We start from the raw sequence: 16967 nt of genomic DNA, 5'->3' as shown, positions 1-16967 counted from the left end.
CTAGTCAACCAAATTTATACATGGTGTTATGTTTTTCGTACATATTAAAAACCAACTCTATCAGCCAAAAGATTTTGTATACTTTCTGCTATATCATTTTTGAAGATGATTCTCCTTCTCTTTACTTAAAAGAGTCTTGCACTAACCGATTTAATAACACATTAATAATCGAAATAATAATCGCAGCCAAAACAGCTGTGCCAAATCCATCGATAACAAAGGAGCTGCCCATTACTGCTTGTGTCATCATAAGCGTAATCGCATTAATAATAAATAGAAAGAGCCCTAAAGTAAGCATGGTAACAGGTAAAGTCAATATAACTAAAATGGGCTTTACAAGGATATTTAAAATCGATAGAATGAGGCTCGCCAACACAGCTGTGCCAAAACCTTCTAAATGAAAAGAATCAAATAGCTGGGCAACGACGATAAGTGCCACGGCGTTCAGGACGATAGATAAAAGCCATCTCATCATGTTTAACGGATCTCCCCTTCAGCTGGAATAATGACCGCAGCAACTAGATAAATAATAGCTACCGTAAAAAAACTCATAAACAATACAACAACAAATAAGAGCCTTAAAATAGTGGGGTCAATACGAAAATACTCTCCTAATCCACCTAATACTCCTGCTACCATCTTATTAGTTTCTGAACGGTATAACCTTTTCATCAACATTGCCTCCATTCATTTTGGATACATAACTTCTGTTGTCAAGACTAGATTATTGGAATTTCCAAATATAAAATGTTTCTTTTCCAAATCGAGTTTTCGCTTCTTGTAAAACGTCTGCGCCTAATGCCTTATAGTCCTTTAAATCACCTATAATGCCACCTGCTTGCGATTGATGACATAAGATCGCATCCATTTTCGTTTCAAAATAAGCTTCTACATCATTGATGACATCTGGATCACCTAACTTTTCTTGAAAGCCTCTGGCAAACGCTTGTGCCCAAACAACCGGGCGGTGATCTTCTTCCATCTGCTCGACAGCTTGAATAGCAGCTGCTCCAAGTGCATTATGATCTGGATGTACTGCATAACCAGGATAATGCGTAATAACTAGACTTGGCTTTATTTCTTCTAAAATATGCTGCAAATGGTTAGCTACTTCTGTACGATCTTCAAATTCGATCGTTTTATCTCGATAACCTAGCATCTGTAAATTCATGTCTAACACATCACATGCCTTTTTCAACTCTTGCTTACGAATCTCTGGTAACGTTTCTCGATTGGCAAATGGTGGATTGCCCATATTTCTGCCCATCTCACCAAGCGTTCCACATAAATAAGTCACTGGAATTCCCTGACTACGGAATTCTGCAATGGATCCAGCAGAGCCAAACGATTCATCATCTGGGTGAGGCAATATAACAACAACATGTTTTTCCATTTTTATCACCTGTTTCTTCAAAATTAATAGTCAAATGGCGTTTCACTAATTTGCAATGCTACCATTAATCGTCCATCACGATCATGTCCAGCAAGTAGAATTTTCGACCCTTCATGGATCGTCCAGTCTGTTAGTCCTTCTGCATAAATCCAGCCATTGTTCGTTTTTAAGCCGACCCGATAAGCGTTTCCTTCTCCTACAATTTTAGCCTGATTATAAGTAATTTGTACATTTCTAACATATGCGCCTACATTATATGCTTTTTCATCTAAATGACTAGCATATGCACCATTTGTCGTTTCTACATGAATATAAACTGTTTGATTTATAAATTTATCCAACCACTGTTGTACTAGTTCGATTTGAATTGGTTTCATTGTGGTTCCTCCCCATTTTCTGCTCCCTTTAGCTTATCGAATGAAACAGAAATGGTCAAAGCATAAACACATGCCGCTTTAGTAACACTGATTTTAGAAAAATCAATCGTTTCTAAACCCAAAGTGGAATACATTTCACTTTCGTGGAAGTAAAGTGCCTCCATTTCCTCAGATGCAAAACATGACTTTCAGTAGGGGCTATTGGCTGTCGAATTTCCAAAAAGAGACACCACTACATTCAGTATAAAATAGAAGGAAACAGCTTTTGTAAATCAATAAGCGTGCTTCAAGCATAGGAAAATTCCCTAAACTTTAACACGCTCTGCTTACTTTTGGATTACATATTACTTTGTTGCTAATTGCTCTTTTCTTTTGATGGAAGCTTCCATCCGCTGCCTATCCCGTTCTAAAACATTTTTTAAATATTTTCCTGTATAGGAATTCTCTTTTTTAGCAATCTGTTCCGGCGTGCCTGTAGCAATAATTTTGCCGCCCCCCGCACCGCCTTCAGGACCAAGATCGATAATATGATCAGCTGTTTTAATAACATCTAAATTGTGCTCAATAATTAAAACCGTATCGCCGTTATCAACCAATCGCTGTAATACATTTAATAAACGACTAATATCATCCACATGCAGCCCAGTCGTTGGCTCATCTAAAATATAAAAAGATTTACCATTGGATCGTCGGTGTAATTCACTTGCCAGCTTAACACGCTGTGCTTCTCCTCCAGATAGAGTTGTTGCTGGCTGGCCGAGCTTGATATAGCCAAGTCCGACGTCAAAAATGGTTTGTAGCTTCCGCTTTATTTTCGGTATATTAGCGAAGAATTCCAGTGCCTCTTCGATGGTTAAACCGAGTACTTCGGAAATATTCTTTCCTTTATACTTCACTTCCAACGTTTCCCGGTTATATCTGCTACCATGGCAAACTTCGCATGGAACATAGACATCTGGAAGGAAGTGCATTTCTATCTTGATAATGCCATCGCCATGACAAGCCTCACAACGACCACCTTTCACGTTAAAACTAAATCGACCCTTCTTATACCCTCGAACTTTCGCTTCATTTGTTTGCGCAAAGACTTCCCGAATATCGTCAAATACTCCTGTATATGTGGCAGGATTTGACCGTGGTGTCCTACCGATTGGTGATTGATCTATATCAATGACCTTTTCAATATGCTCTATTCCGTTTACTTGTTTATGTTTTCCAGGTTTATGCTTTCCGGTGTAAAGCTCTTTAGCTAATGCCTTATATAATATTTCGTTAACTAACGTACTTTTTCCCGAGCCAGATACTCCGGTAACGACGGTCATCAAGCCAATTGGAAATTTCGCTGAAACCTTCTGTAAATTGTTTTCCTCAGCCCCTACCACTTCAATGACACGCTTGTCTTTCTTCCTTCTTTTTGCAGGTAAAGGAATAAATTTCTTACCAGACAGATATTGCCCCGTTAATGACTGTTCATTATCCATGACCTTTTCTGGTGTATCGCTCGCAACAATTTCTCCCCCATGCTCTCCGGCACCTGGTCCGATGTCAATCAGCCAATCAGCAGCCAGCATCGTATCCTCATCATGTTCCACAACAATAAGTGTATTATCAAGATCTCGCATACGTTGCAGCGTTCCAATTAATCTGTCATTATCACGCTGATGTAAACCAATAGAAGGTTCATCGAGCACATAGAGAACTCCTGTTAATGCTGAACCAATTTGCGTCGCCAAGCGTATACGCTGAGCTTCTCCACCAGAGAGGGTTCCTGATGATCGCGACAACGTTAAATAGTCCAAGCCCACATTATTCAAAAACTCCAGTCGATCAGATATCTCTTTTAAGATCATTTTGGCAATTTGTATTTCTTTTTCAGATAAATCTAAGGCTTGGAAAAAGCTTTGCGCTTCTACAATTGAAAAATCAGTCACTTCACTAATGTGTTTGCCATTAATTCGAACTGCTAATGCTTCTTCTTTCAGACGGTATCCTTTACATGTAGGACAGTTCTTTTGCGCCATATATTTTTCTAAATTTTCACGAATGAAATCAGAGCTCGTTTCTTTGTAACGCCTTGCTACATTATGCACGACCCCTTCGAACATAATATGGTTATCACGTACATTTCCAAAGTCATTTACATAGTGGAAATGAATTTTTTCTTTCCCGCTACCATATAAAATTTTGTCCATTTTCTCTTTCGGTATATCCTTCACAGGTATATCCATATCGATATCATAATGATCACAAACACTTTTCAGCAACTGAGGATAATATTGCGAACTGATCGGTTCCCAAGGTGCAAGTGCGTGCTCATTTAATGATTTATCCCAATTGGGGATGACTAGGTCTAAATCGACTTCCAAGTTTGTACCTAATCCATCACAAGTCGGACACGCACCATACGGACTATTAAACGAAAAGAGGCGTGGCTCTAATTCTTCAATGGAAAACCCGCAAATTGGACAAGCGTGATTTTCACTAAATGTAATTTCTTCTTGTCCAATGACATCAACCATGATTTTCCCTTCGCCTAAAGCTAGAGCGGTCTCGATGGAATCACTTAATCGCCCCTCGATCCCTTCCTTCACGACAATCCGATCGATAACGACCTCGACGGAGTGCTTCTTATTCTTCTCTAGCTTAATCTCTTCGGTAACTTCACGCATTTCTTTATCTACGCGAATCCGAACGTAACCTTCTTGCTTTAATTTTTCAAACACCTTAACGTGTTCGCCTTTTCTCCCTGAAACTACCGGAGCTAAAATTTGCATTTTCGTCCGCTCCGGGTACTCCATAATTCGATCTACCATCTGCTCTACTGTTTGTGAAGTAATTTCCACCCCATGTTTCGGGCAGGTTGGGTGCCCGATGCGCGCAAATAATAATCGCAAGTAATCATATATTTCCGTAACTGTTCCAACTGTTGAGCGCGGGTTTTTACTCGTTGTCTTTTGGTCAATAGATATCGCTGGTGAAAGACCTTCAATAGCATCTACATCCGGTTTATCCATTTGTCCTAAAAATTGCCTTGCGTAAGCCGATAAAGATTCTACATACCGCCTTTGTCCTTCTGCATAAATTGTATCGAAAGCGAGCGACGACTTTCCTGAACCAGACAGTCCGGTGAGGACGACCAGCATGTTCTTTGGTATGTTTACGTCAATGTTTTTTAAATTATGAGCCTTAGCCCCTTGAATCGTAATATATTTACTAGGCATTTGATCACCTTCCTGCTTTCAGTTCAAGTATTATATCTCGAAGTTCAGCTGCTTTTTCAAAATCTAATGCTTTCGCAGCCTCTTTCATTTCTTTTTCCATATTGGCAATGACCTTTTCTTTATCCTGTTTTGCTAGCTTGCTAACGCTTTTCGTTTTACTTTCATAGGTTTCTTGATCCTCAGCTGCAACAGTTGCCCGTATGACATCTCGTACATCTTTCTTAATTGTTGTAGGTGTAATGCCATATTTTTCATTATAGGCTATCTGTTTTTCCCGTCTGCGGTACGTCTCATCAATTGCAACCTGCATCGAGTTGGTCATCTTATCTGCGTACATAATAACCATCCCATTTTCATTACGCGCAGCACGTCCCATTGTCTGAATAAGCGATCGCTCCGAACGTAAAAAACCTTCTTTATCCGCGTCTAATATAGCGACTAACGATACTTCGGGAATATCAAGCCCTTCACGTAATAAGTTTATGCCAATTAGAACATCATATTTGCCAACGCGTAAATCACGAATCAATTCGATTCGTTCCAATGTTTTAATTTCTGAATGTAAGTAGGCAACTTTTATACCCAGCTCTTTTAAATAATCTGTTAAGTCTTCGGACATTTTTTTCGTTAATGTTGTAACAAGCACACGTTCATTTTTCTCCGAACGTATATGGATTTCTCCAATTAAATCATCAATTTGTCCTTCAATTGGTCGTACTTCCACCTCAGGATCCAATAAGCCAGTTGGACGAATAATTTGTTCCGTCATTGTTGGAGAGTGCTCCTGTTCATATGGACCCGGAGTTGCTGAAACATATACGAGTTGGTTGGTTGCTTTTTCGAATTCTTCAAAACGAAGGGGGCGATTATCTAATGCGGATGGCAATCTAAAACCATGATCTACAAGTACTTGTTTCCGAGCCTGGTCCCCATTAAACATACCGCGTATTTGCGGTAATGTGACATGGGACTCATCAATCATAACTAAAAAATCCTCTGGAAAGAAATCAAGTAATGTATATGGTGTTGCCCCCGCTTCTCGTAAAGTAAGATGACGTGAATAATTCTCGATTCCAGAGCAAAATCCCATTTCATGCATCATTTCTAGGTCATATTTTGTTCGCTGCTCTAAACGCTGTGCTTCCAACAATTTGCCTTGGTCACGCAACTCCTTTAAGCGCTCTTCTAATTCCTTTTCAATATTTTTAATGGCCAGCTTTAATTTTTCTTCTCGGGTTACGAAGTGAGATGCCGGAAATATAGCAATATGTTCTCTATCGCCAATAATTTCACCGGTTAGAGCGTCCACCTCACGAATTCGATCGATTTCATCCCCGAAAAATTCGACTCGAATACAGTGTTCTTCTTTAGAAGCTGGAATAATTTCTACCGAATCTCCGCGAACTCGGAAGGTACCGCGTTGGAAATTGATATCATTCCTGGCATATTGAATGTCCACAAGTTCACGTAGCAATTGATCGCGATCCTTTTCCATACCTGTTCGAATAGAAAGTACTTGACTTTTATATTCTTCTGGAGAACCTAAACCATAAATGCACGATACACTTGCTACAATTACAACATCTCGTCGTTCGAACAGTGCAGATGTAGCGGAGTGCCTTAGTTTATCGATCTCATCATTAATGCTCGCATCCTTTTCGATAAACGTATCTGTTGACGGCACATATGCTTCAGGTTGATAGTAATCATAATAACTAACAAAATACTCTATCGCATTATTTGGAAAGAATTCCTTAAACTCACTATATAATTGACCGGCTAATGTTTTATTATGTGCAATCACTAACGTTGGCCGGTTTATCTCTTTAATTACATTGGACATCGTAAAGGTTTTCCCTGTACCAGTTGCACCTAGTAACGTTTGGTGTCTCTGTCCAGCCTTTATTCGCTCCACAATTTCTCTGATCGCATGGGGCTGATCGCCCTTTGGTTCATAGTTGGCAACTAGCTCAAATTTATTTTCCACTAGCTTCTCCTCCGATCCGTCATTAACTAATACTTATTCTATCATAAATCCTATTTATGTTAACAGAAAAACGAACAGATATTCGATTTTTATTTTAAACATATAGAATCACTAGTCTTTACAGTCATTCCCTTTCCTCCATCGTATAATTCCCTTACGGTTTGATAAAGTGAATCTTCAATCAGAGGGGGGCATTCATCCCCCACGGCTTGTTAGTACCGTAATGGTATGATCTAAAGACTGCTTACGAAATAGGGCATTTAGGTGCTGTTATCTCCCACTTAGCTTTTTGCAGTACAAGATTATCCAACTCCTGAAACGGGATAAAGGAAATATACAATCAACTTATTTTACTCATGATTTTACACTATTTCAAATCAGTGATGGCAAAAACATGAGTAACCATTCCTAATGTCACCAATACCTTCTTCACTGATTAGGGCTTATTAAAAATTTGTGCCTTATTCACAGGTGTAAAATACGCATGCTAAGTTAACTATAGCAATGCTCTGATACATTTTCCCACTAAAATAGGCAGCGCAAACAGGTTTCGCGCTGCGTGCTTTTACCTAGCAATCATTATTTTTTAAGTTTTTAAGTATGCTGAAATCCATGCCCTCGTTTGAATTTTTTCATAAGGAGATAAAGCAATGTTTATGTCCAGAAAAGGGGTAGATTTACTCGATTGTCTACTTAAACAAACTACAGTTGAAATCATATCCCGCTTGATGTAGCCGTTGGAAAATGTTTATCTTTACCATGAATAAACATCCTTATCCGCCTACATAAAAATATCCTTTTAGACCCTGCGCTCCTCCGCTGTTATCTGTTCAATGATGGTTGCAACAGAATCAGTCTCCATATTTTGAAAGTAGCGATTCAGCTGTTTATAAAACTGCTGTTGCTTATGATGATCAGAAAAGTAATCGGCTATTTGCTTTCCAATGGCTTTGTTTTTATCTATTTGTTGTACTAAACCTAAACGTGTTAATTCATGTAAATTAATCCTCTCCTGCCCCGGTAATGCGTCGTAAATAAATAGCGGTTTCCGTTTTATGAGGCACTCACTTACAGTAACACCACCTGGTTTAGTAATAACAGCATCGGCCTGCTCATATAATTGATTTATTCTCTGTTTTGAAGTCAAATATCGTAATGGGGTTATATGACGATCATTTTTGGAAACAAGCTTTTGATATAATTGTTCATTGTGACCACATAATACATATACATGTGTATCTGAGGATAAATGAACCTCTGCCAACAAACGCTCCATACCTCCTGTCCCCAAACTCCCGCCTGATACTAATAATTGGCGGCTCGCCTGTTTACTTTGTTGACTATATGTACAATAAAAGTCAGGATGTATGGGAATACCTGTAACAAAAATCTTATTGTCCTGTACTCCTGATTGCAATAGAAATTGCTTCATAGAGGATGTAGGGACCAAATGGTAGTCAATCCCTGCTATCCCCCACAAAGAATTTACAAAAAAGTCCGTATACACATTCACCGTAATGGCGTGTAACTTTCCTTTTTGTTTTAAAATACTCGCCATATTGGAAGGTAACGCATGTGTAAAAAACAGTATTTTCGGTTCGGATTGTTTCAAGACTTTTTGCAGTACTGGACGAAATAGAGACTCATAATGCCACTGTCTTGTTCTCTTTTCCGCTGCCTGTCTATACACCAAGTAAGAATATAATCGATCATACCCTTTAGGAAAGTACTTAATCCATGTCAAATACGTCGAAGACACTAGTTTTTCCAGATTTTTATATCCATGCCCAAATATGTCCACTTTTTCGTAATGGTGGCTTGGGTGTATACTTTTATATTCGGCTATTAAAGCATCTGCTACATGATGGTGTCCACTTGGAATTTGTAAAAAAGGAAGAAATAATGCGTCTAATGGTTGTAGTTGCTTCATTGGTTTCATCCCATCGTCAGTAAATTCGTTTATTTTGATTTCCGTATCTCATTAATAAATTTCCTTTTGACATAAATAAATAAACAGGTTTCATTGTTTTTTTACCCGTTAGGATATTGATAGGAAATAAAGTTGCCTTTTTAAATGTACGATAAAATACATTTTGTAGAGGCTTTTTTTCAAATCCTAGTTTCTCTGCTCCTTTAGACAAGTTTGTAATACCGATAATTCCCTTTACTCTTCCATATTCAGGGTGTGTCTCTATATACGATGCCAAGCTTGGCATCGCTTGTTTTACACTATGATAAATAGTAACAGCTCGTTTTATATCATTGGACTGATTGCACAATTCTTTAAGCAATTTGACATTGTGTAAATGTATTTTGACTAACACGTCATTTTTTTCTACTACTGTTCCATCAGAAAGAATCACTGTTGCCCCTTTATATTTAGTTAATCGAGCTCGCAGTAACGTTCTTTTTTGATTAGGTCCAACAATATACGTTAATCTCGAACAAGCAAAATAAACAGGGTCGATACTCCCCCAGAAATATAATAAGAAATTCCTAATGAACATGAGGTACTCAACTCCAACACTTCTTTTTCTTTACTAGCTTGTATCATTTTTTCAATATTATTACTGTATTAAATATGAGAATAAAAGCACACAGTAATACATAAAGCAGAAATAAGATACCTCCTTACAGAAAAATATATAATAATGGTGTTAAAAACCATCCCCCATATCAATGAACAAAGCATCCTTATCGATGCGTCGTCCCCCATTCCACTATCTTTTAAAATACGAGCCCAAGAACAAAGGCGCAGGGCGCCCGTTTAGCAACGTAGCGAATGGAACGAATCAACTAAAGATTTAGGAATCATGCCACTAAAACCAGGGGTATGCCGACGCCTGAGCGGCAAGCCCGTTTTTAGTCGGCCTTCCCCTTAGCGACGAACCGATGATGACTTATCGTAGGGCGATTCGTGAAGTCGCATCGTTGCTGGGCTCATGCGCTGGACGTGACTATTCGGTTATTTCATTATCCATAAGCACCTAAGTTTATACTTTCTTATTCTTTAAGAAAAACCTGACTTATTTCTGTATTCATATCAGAAATAAATCAGGTTCTAGTAGGTAAAAGATGGAAGCACTCTCCTAGCACAATATTTACTTGTGTATGGGAAGTAACCTTCTTATGCAAAATAACTATCAAGGTTATCCTTCAGCCTCTGCTGTATTATTGATTTGTTTGTTGTGTGGGGGAGAGGTAAAAAATAAACCTAATCCATGATGATCACCTTGATACCATGCCCCTTGTAGCAATTCCACTTCTCCTTCTTTATTGATGATTTCTAGTTTGAAAAATGCTCCACTTGTTTGCAAAGCATGATAGAATGCTTCGAGTTGATTAATTCTTGTGCCATTCACCTTAGTAATAAATGTACCGGCTTTTATCCCCAGGCGATCAGCTGGCGAATCTGGGAGCACAGCGAGCACTTTTAATGCTTGATCTGTTGATTGAAAATAGCCTGCTTTATTTTGTTCTTTTATACGATAACGATAATTTATCAGCTCTCTTCCCAAAATAGCACACAAAACTGCTATAAGCGAAAAAACAGAATAATAAATGCTGCTAAAAGCAAATATACCTACTAATAAACTTAGTAACAATGTAGACCGAGCAAGCTCTGTAGCTGCTATTGAAGGTTCGTGAGCACGTACAATATGATCAAAGCCAAGCAGAAACGGGATAAGAATGAGACTATACGTTTCATCATTCAAAGTAAAATAAGGCCAATAGTCTGCAAAAGGAGTTAGTGAACCTGTTGGGATAAGTGTAAAAAAAGGAATGACAGCCATTTTCTTTAAGTGATGTTGTCCAACCCAGCCCCCTCGCTTACTGAGTGTCAGCTCTGGATAGGTCAAACCCTTTCTTGCACGAAATAACATAATACTTTCTGCAAGCAGCAATATGGCTAATAAACTGGTTAATCCTGAGAAATGAATATTCATACTCATAGAAGAAGGTAGTATGGATTGTAAATCTACCCATTTGGGTACAAACAATAAGATCAAATAGGCTATCCCGATGATATAACTTGCCGATAGTAGACTAAGCCTACCAGTTAGACTGAGCAGGATAGCAACTGCACCCAGAAGCAAAATAACAGGATATGTAAGCACTACACCTACGCCTATCGTATAGGCAGAAATGAACAAGCCCATGATAATGGAAACTCCCCAAGTATATTTCCATTCGGAGAACAAATCATAAACTTTAATGCCGAAATCTTCTCTTTCTCGTTTAATCCGCTTTATTCCTGTAAAAATAATCAATATAAATGCCCAATAAAATAAAGGATTTAAAAATAATCTTCCTATCCCTTTTGCACTTTCCAATAACCATGATTCCAACAAGTTTATCACCTCAGTGCCAAAATTGCATTGCAATAAATTCACAAGCCAAGCCTAACTTTTAACTTTGGCGTCGTTTTTTTAATCATATTTTCTCTGTCTGCTTTGCTACCATCTCGTTTACGTTAATAAAGTGAATCTTCAGGCAAATACTTTTGCTGACATCACTACTATTGCCCGCGTAACGTATAAGTCTATCTGGGAAAAATCCGCGAGGGGTACTCGCGGATTGATTATTGAACATAAATTACTGATACACTTCTTTCAATGCTGTTTCCAGCTGTTGATCATCTTTTCCTTCACGGATGTTATTAATCACTTTCGTTTCAATCAATTTGGCTGTTTTTTCGTCTATATTACCAGATGAGGATAAATCATTATCTTGCTGAAAAGCTTCTACTGCTTTTGCTGTTTTTGCACTAAAATAACCATCTGTACGTCCTGGATCATAACCTAACCCTTTTAGCATCACTTGTATATTTTTAATTTTATCCCCAGTTTGGTCTTGCGTCAATGGATCCTTAATTTGTACAGGGCTTGTATAATAATATGCGGGCTGTTTTTGTTTTACAGTTGGTTCAACACCTTTTTCATGAATCCAATTGCCTTTCGGTGACAACCATTTGGAGAAGGTGAGTTTAATTGTACTTTCATCTCCTAGCGGGACCGCCTGTTGAATGGTTCCTTTACCAAAGCTTGGTTGGCCCACTACATCATAGCCCATTTCTTTCATTGCCACAGCTAATATTTCAGAAGCAGAAGCACTTCCTTCATCAATAAGCACACTAATTGGGTATTCTTTCTTTTGTTTTAAATCAGAGTAATATGGTGTCTTTTTCCCATTTTGATCCTCTACTTGTAAATAAGGCATATCTTCTGGGACAAATTGCTTTAACATATCTTCAACGACATTTAACAGCCCACCAGGATTTCCTCGAACATCAATAACTAAACCTTCAATACCGTCATCTTCCATTTTCTTCAACTGTTCATTAAACTCTTGAGCTGTGCGCTCGGAAAAATTGGTTACTTCCAAAATGCCTGTTTTTTTGCCGTCTACTTTTGTTATCTTACTGTATACCGTTTCTTGTGGAATGGTATCTCTGACTATCGCTACTTTAAATGGGTCAGAAACACCTGATCTGCGAATGGTTAATTCCACCTCGGTTCCTTTTTCTCCCCGTATTTTCGCAACCGATTCGTTTTGGCTAAGCCCTTCTAGGCTTTCGCCATCTACTCTAAGCACTTGATCATTCGGTCTTAATCCTGCCTTTTCCGCCGGAGAATCCTTAACAGGTGCTACAATGGTTAAAACATCTCCCACCTTATTCACTTCTGCTCCAATTCCTTCAAAGGAAGACTCAATCTGTTCATTGAATTTCTTCATTGTTTCTGCATCAAGATAAGAACTGTATGGGTCCTCCAGCGTTGAAAGCATCCCTTGAATAGCACCTTCTGTCAACTGCTTGTCATCAACATCTTCCAAGTAGTTTTCTTTGATTAATTGAAAGGCTTGATCTATTTTTTCTATATTTTCAGGTACGGATTCATTGGATTCTGAATCGCCACTTAAATCAATGGACTGCTGAGCAGCCGGTACTGTCTTCTGGGCTAGTTTCACACCTGCAAAACCACCAACTAGACCAACAGCCAACGCTAGTATAAAAAGCAGTACAATATGTAACTTCCTTAATTTCATTCTTCCACCTCAACTCGTTTAACATTTGAAACTATCTTCCTGCAGCACACACAAATTTCAGCTAAGATTCATTGGCATACTTATAAATTTACCCCTCACTAGCTTAACATATGTTGTAAAAAAATAAGTAATATACCTGTATTCAAATAAAATAGTACATTATTTGCTGTTAGCATTCATTGTAAAAAGATGCATTTCCAATTTAACTCCTTATCCTTTAATACAACGCATAGTAAGCTGATTCAACAAGTGAATCTTTAGTTGCATGAAATAAATGAGATACTTTTCATTTCTACCCATGTTTATGATGTTATTATACATGTTATCAGAACAAAGGCGCAAGCGCCCGTTTAGCAACGAGCGAATGGAACGAATCAACTAAAGAAAAAGGAATCACGGTGAGGCGACGAACCGATGATGACTTATCGTAGGGCGCATTTCTAAAGTCGCATCGTTGCTGGGCTCATGCGCCGGACGTGACTAGTCGGTTATTTCGTTATCTCCAAGCACCTCATTTTATAGGCTATACAATCAAAAAAGACATCAATCGAATCGCATATTGATTGATGTCTTTTCCATATTCTACACAGTTAATTTAATACACTCATTGGGTCAATGGAATTGCTTTTAGCACCATTCCAGCCGCCACGGTGCACTTCAAAATGTAAGTGTGGACCAGTGGATTGTCCCGTGTTGCCACTAGCACCGATCACTTGACCAGCACTTACAGTTTGTCCTTGGCTCACTCCAATACTATTCAAGTGTGCATATAGAGTCGTATAAGATTGTCCATTAATATTGTGCGATACTAAGATAACATTTCCATACCCGGACATACCTGCTTGTGCTTCCGTATTTGTCATAATAACTACCCCAGATGCTGCAGAGCGAACTGGCGTACCTATTGGGGCTCCAAAATCCGTTCCGTGGTGCATTGTTCCCCACCTCGCACCATAATGGGAAGTAATCGGAGCCGAAATAGGATAATTCAACACTCCTCCGTTATTTTGTGGTGCTGGAGTTGAACCCGTATTTGATCCTGATCCTGATCCCGATTCGGATCCTGATTCTTGATTAGGACTTGGAGTATTATTAGCAGCTGGAGAATTACTTGGCTTGGAAGGAGAAGCTTTTTGTTCTGCTTGTTGCTTTTCTCTCTCTCTAGCTAACTGCTCTAGTTCACTTTTCTCTGACTGAGCAAGCTGTTTTGCTTTTTCAGCTGCTTCCGCTTGCCGCGCTAATATTTCCTGCTCTTCTTCCACACTTACTTTATATGCTTCCAATTCTTCATGTTCATCTTTCAAACTAGCCATTAATGTTTCTTTTTTCGATAGCTGATTATCCAACTGCCCTTTTAATGCAACTAAATCTTGTTTTTGATTTTGTAAAGACTGCTTCTTCTGTTCAACTTCAGTCTTTTTATTTTCTACATCGATTTTGTTTTTTTCCACCGCTACTTTATCAGCTTGGTGCTGTTCCATAATCGATTTATCTTGATCCATAATCGTATTTACAGCGGAAGAGCGACTAATAAAATCGCCGAAGCTTTTAGATCCTAAAATTACTTCTATGTATTTCATTCCGCCACCGTTTTGCTGGATGTTGCGAAGGCGATCCTTTAATAACGCTTCACGCTTTTTAATACGTTCTTTTAATAAAGCAATTTCCTTCTTTAATTGTTCAATTTGTGTTGTCAACTCTTCTACTTGTTGGTTCGTCTTGGTTATCTCCGTTTCCTTTGTACTGATTTGTTTTAAAGTTGCTTGCAAGTCAGTGTCAATAGAGTTGATTTCTTTTTCTACGGAATCTTGTTTATCTAGGTTTTTATTAATCTTTTTATCTGTTTGTTGAGAGTCACTCTGTAAATTATTTCGTTTTTGTTCAAGCTCTTTTTGTTGCTGTTGTAACTCATCAATTTTTTTATTTAAATCATCTGTCGATTGTGCGGAAATTGAAGTTGTTGATAATGTGATAGTTGAAGCTGCAACAATGGTTGACAATAGGACTGGAAACTTTCTCATTGTTTGTTCACCTTTCCCTCCGTAGTTTTGTATGTTACACACCGTAGAGATGTCAGAGACACCTCTACCAACTGTGTTCTCTATGCTGTTGATTGATTTAACTTACACTTTAAGGAACTTCCTTACGCTCATCACACTGCCCCATACACCTATGACTGCTCCAATAGCTAGTACAATTCCCGAAAGCTGAAAGGCGAATGGAGAGTATGGTAAAATCTTAATAAATTTATAGGTCGTTTGCTGGCTAACAATGTCTTGCAAGTAATAATACCCAGTTAGCACAATAACAATTGGAAGGATAGATCCTAATACACCTAGTAATAACCCTTCCACGAAAAATGGCCATCTAATAAACCCATTCGTTGCACCTACTAGTTTCATAATCCCAATTTCCTTGCTTCTAGCCATAATTGTAATTTTAATAGTATTTGAGATTAAGAAAATCGCAGTAAATACCAAGCCGATAATCAATACTAAGCCAATGGTTCTTGCGTACTTATTAAATTCAAATAATCTTTTGACAACGTCTTGTCCGTACACCACTTCCTGTACAGCGTCCATCTGTTCAATTTTTTCTGCCACAGCCGCTGTATCTTCAGGGTCTTTGGTTTTTACAATATATACATGATTCAATGGGTTGTCCTGTTCAAACATTTCCCATGCTTGTCCCTCTTCTCCCATGCTGTCAATCAATTTCTTCAGTTCATCATCTTTAGAAGAAAAGACAGCTGAATCAACACCGTCAATTTTTTTAATTGCTTCTCCTAAAGCTTGAATATCTTCTTGGTTTGCAGTTTGGGTAATCATGGCATCAATTTGCACATCTCTTTCAATGTTATCTGCCATTTGATTTAAATTAAGCATTAATGCCAAAAAGGCAGCAACTAAAATTAATGTCGTTGTCACTGCACCAATTGAAGCCATTGTCATCCAGCCATTACGACTAATATTTTTAAACCCTTCTCGTATATGTCGCATAAATGTTCTAAACTTCATAGCCGTATTCACCTCGATGTTCGTCTCTTACAATAACTCCATTTTCAATTGCAATAACACGATTTTTAAAGGTATTGACAATTTCCTTACTATGGGTCGCCATAATAACCGTTGTTCCTCTATCATTGATTTCCTGTAATACTTTCATAATTCCCCATGATGTATCAGGGTCTAAGTTACCTGTGGGTTCGTCAGCAATGACAATTTTAGGGTTGTTAACAATAGCACGTGCAATGGAAACGCGCTGCTGTTCACCGCCAGATAACTCTTGTGGTAGTGATCTAGCTTTATGTTTTAAACCAACTAAATCAAGTACTTCCATTACTCTTGTTCGAATAAGTGCTGGAGGTGATTCAATCACTTCCATTGCAAAAGCAACGTTTTCATAGACTGTTAGTTTGGAAAGCAATTTGAAATCCTGATAAACGACACCAATATCTCTCCGAAGTAGCGGCACTTTCTTTTCTTTTAATTCATTTACATTAACATCATTGACATAAATCGTTCCTTTGGTTGGTTTTACTTCACGGACTACAAGCCGAATAAATGTAGACTTTCCTGCGCCGCTAGGGCCAACTATGTAGACAAATTCTCCACGATCAATTTCTATATTTATTTCATTCAGGGCTGAAACTCCATTATCATATGTTTTACATACATCTTTCATTTTTATCATTAAAAAATCACCTTTATTTTTTATTGTAGCGTGCCAAGTTTATTCATCAAATAATCACTCCGTGAAAAGTAGTAAGGAGTGATTCCATATTATTATAACATCTTTCTGCACGATTTTTAGACATAAAATTATTACATTTATATTTCAAGGGTAGGAGTTTATGAAATATATTGTCATTTTATAGAAAATCAAGGGTACTTAGCACTATTCTTGCTGATGGATATATTTAACTATTGCTGGATAAGTGG

The 16967-nt window shown here is 38.1% G+C and carries 14 protein-coding genes; all 14 read right to left on the bottom strand.

Annotation, left to right across the window (positions count from 1 at the left end):
• Positions 1-121: 121 nt before the first annotated feature.
• The gene (locus tag BKP57_RS17985) at positions 122-472 is read right to left on the bottom strand and encodes a phage holin family protein (protein WP_082241010.1); all 351 of its coding nucleotides are present in this window, start codon (positions 470-472) and stop codon (positions 122-124) included.
• Positions 473-477: 5 nt separating this feature from the next.
• Positions 478-672: a PspC domain-containing protein gene (locus BKP57_RS17980; protein WP_050352338.1), complete on the bottom strand. Its 195-nt coding sequence runs from the start codon at positions 670-672 to the stop codon at positions 478-480.
• A 52-nt stretch (positions 673-724) separates the two neighbouring features.
• Complete coding sequence (bshB2, locus tag BKP57_RS17975; protein WP_050352337.1) at positions 725-1393, bottom strand: bacillithiol biosynthesis deacetylase BshB2; 669 nt, start codon at positions 1391-1393, stop codon at positions 725-727.
• A 23-nt stretch (positions 1394-1416) separates the two neighbouring features.
• Positions 1417-1770, bottom strand: a complete 354-nt coding sequence (locus BKP57_RS17970) for a YojF family protein (protein ID WP_072742097.1) — start codon at positions 1768-1770, stop codon at positions 1417-1419.
• Positions 1767-1904, bottom strand: a complete 138-nt coding sequence (locus tag BKP57_RS22335) for a hypothetical protein (protein ID WP_156875379.1) — start codon at positions 1902-1904, stop codon at positions 1767-1769. Before BKP57_RS22335 ends, BKP57_RS17970 begins: the two co-directional genes overlap by 4 nt.
• A gap of 210 nt (positions 1905-2114) precedes the next feature.
• Complete coding sequence (gene uvrA, locus BKP57_RS17965) at positions 2115-4991, bottom strand: excinuclease ABC subunit UvrA (protein ID WP_072742096.1); 2877 nt, start codon at positions 4989-4991, stop codon at positions 2115-2117.
• Positions 4992-4995: 4 nt separating this feature from the next.
• Complete coding sequence (gene uvrB / locus BKP57_RS17960; protein ID WP_050352334.1) at positions 4996-6978, bottom strand: excinuclease ABC subunit UvrB; 1983 nt, start codon at positions 6976-6978, stop codon at positions 4996-4998.
• A gap of 799 nt (positions 6979-7777) precedes the next feature.
• A complete protein-coding gene (locus tag BKP57_RS17955) occupies positions 7778-8908 on the bottom strand; it encodes an MGDG synthase family glycosyltransferase (RefSeq protein WP_050352333.1) in 1131 nt (376 codons plus the stop codon).
• A gap of 16 nt (positions 8909-8924) precedes the next feature.
• Positions 8925-9485 carry a YkoP family protein gene (locus BKP57_RS17950; RefSeq protein WP_156875378.1) on the bottom strand — a complete coding sequence of 187 codons (561 nt, stop codon included), beginning with the start codon at positions 9483-9485 and terminating at the stop codon, positions 8925-8927.
• 642 nt (positions 9486-10127) lie between these two features.
• The gene (locus BKP57_RS17945; protein ID WP_232231227.1) at positions 10128-11327 is read right to left on the bottom strand and encodes a PDZ domain-containing protein; all 1200 of its coding nucleotides are present in this window, start codon (positions 11325-11327) and stop codon (positions 10128-10130) included.
• A 247-nt stretch (positions 11328-11574) separates the two neighbouring features.
• The gene (locus tag BKP57_RS17940; protein ID WP_050352330.1) at positions 11575-13026 is read right to left on the bottom strand and encodes a S41 family peptidase; all 1452 of its coding nucleotides are present in this window, start codon (positions 13024-13026) and stop codon (positions 11575-11577) included.
• A 590-nt stretch (positions 13027-13616) separates the two neighbouring features.
• On the bottom strand, positions 13617-15047 hold the full coding sequence (locus BKP57_RS17935; protein ID WP_050352329.1) for a murein hydrolase activator EnvC family protein: 1431 nt from the start codon (positions 15045-15047) through the stop codon (positions 13617-13619).
• 102 nt (positions 15048-15149) lie between these two features.
• A complete protein-coding gene (gene ftsX, locus BKP57_RS17930) occupies positions 15150-16043 on the bottom strand; it encodes a permease-like cell division protein FtsX (RefSeq protein ID WP_050352328.1) in 894 nt (297 codons plus the stop codon).
• The gene (gene ftsE / locus BKP57_RS17925; RefSeq protein WP_050352327.1) at positions 16033-16719 is read right to left on the bottom strand and encodes a cell division ATP-binding protein FtsE; all 687 of its coding nucleotides are present in this window, start codon (positions 16717-16719) and stop codon (positions 16033-16035) included. Before ftsE ends, ftsX begins: the two co-directional genes overlap by 11 nt.
• Positions 16720-16967 lie beyond the last annotated feature (248 nt).

The sequence above is a fragment of the Virgibacillus sp. 6R genome, from assembly GCF_001895305.1.
In the GTDB taxonomy this organism is placed as follows: Bacteria; Bacillota; Bacilli; order Bacillales; family Amphibacillaceae; genus Virgibacillus; species Virgibacillus pantothenticus.
This window is presented reverse-complemented; position numbering and strand designations above follow the sequence as displayed.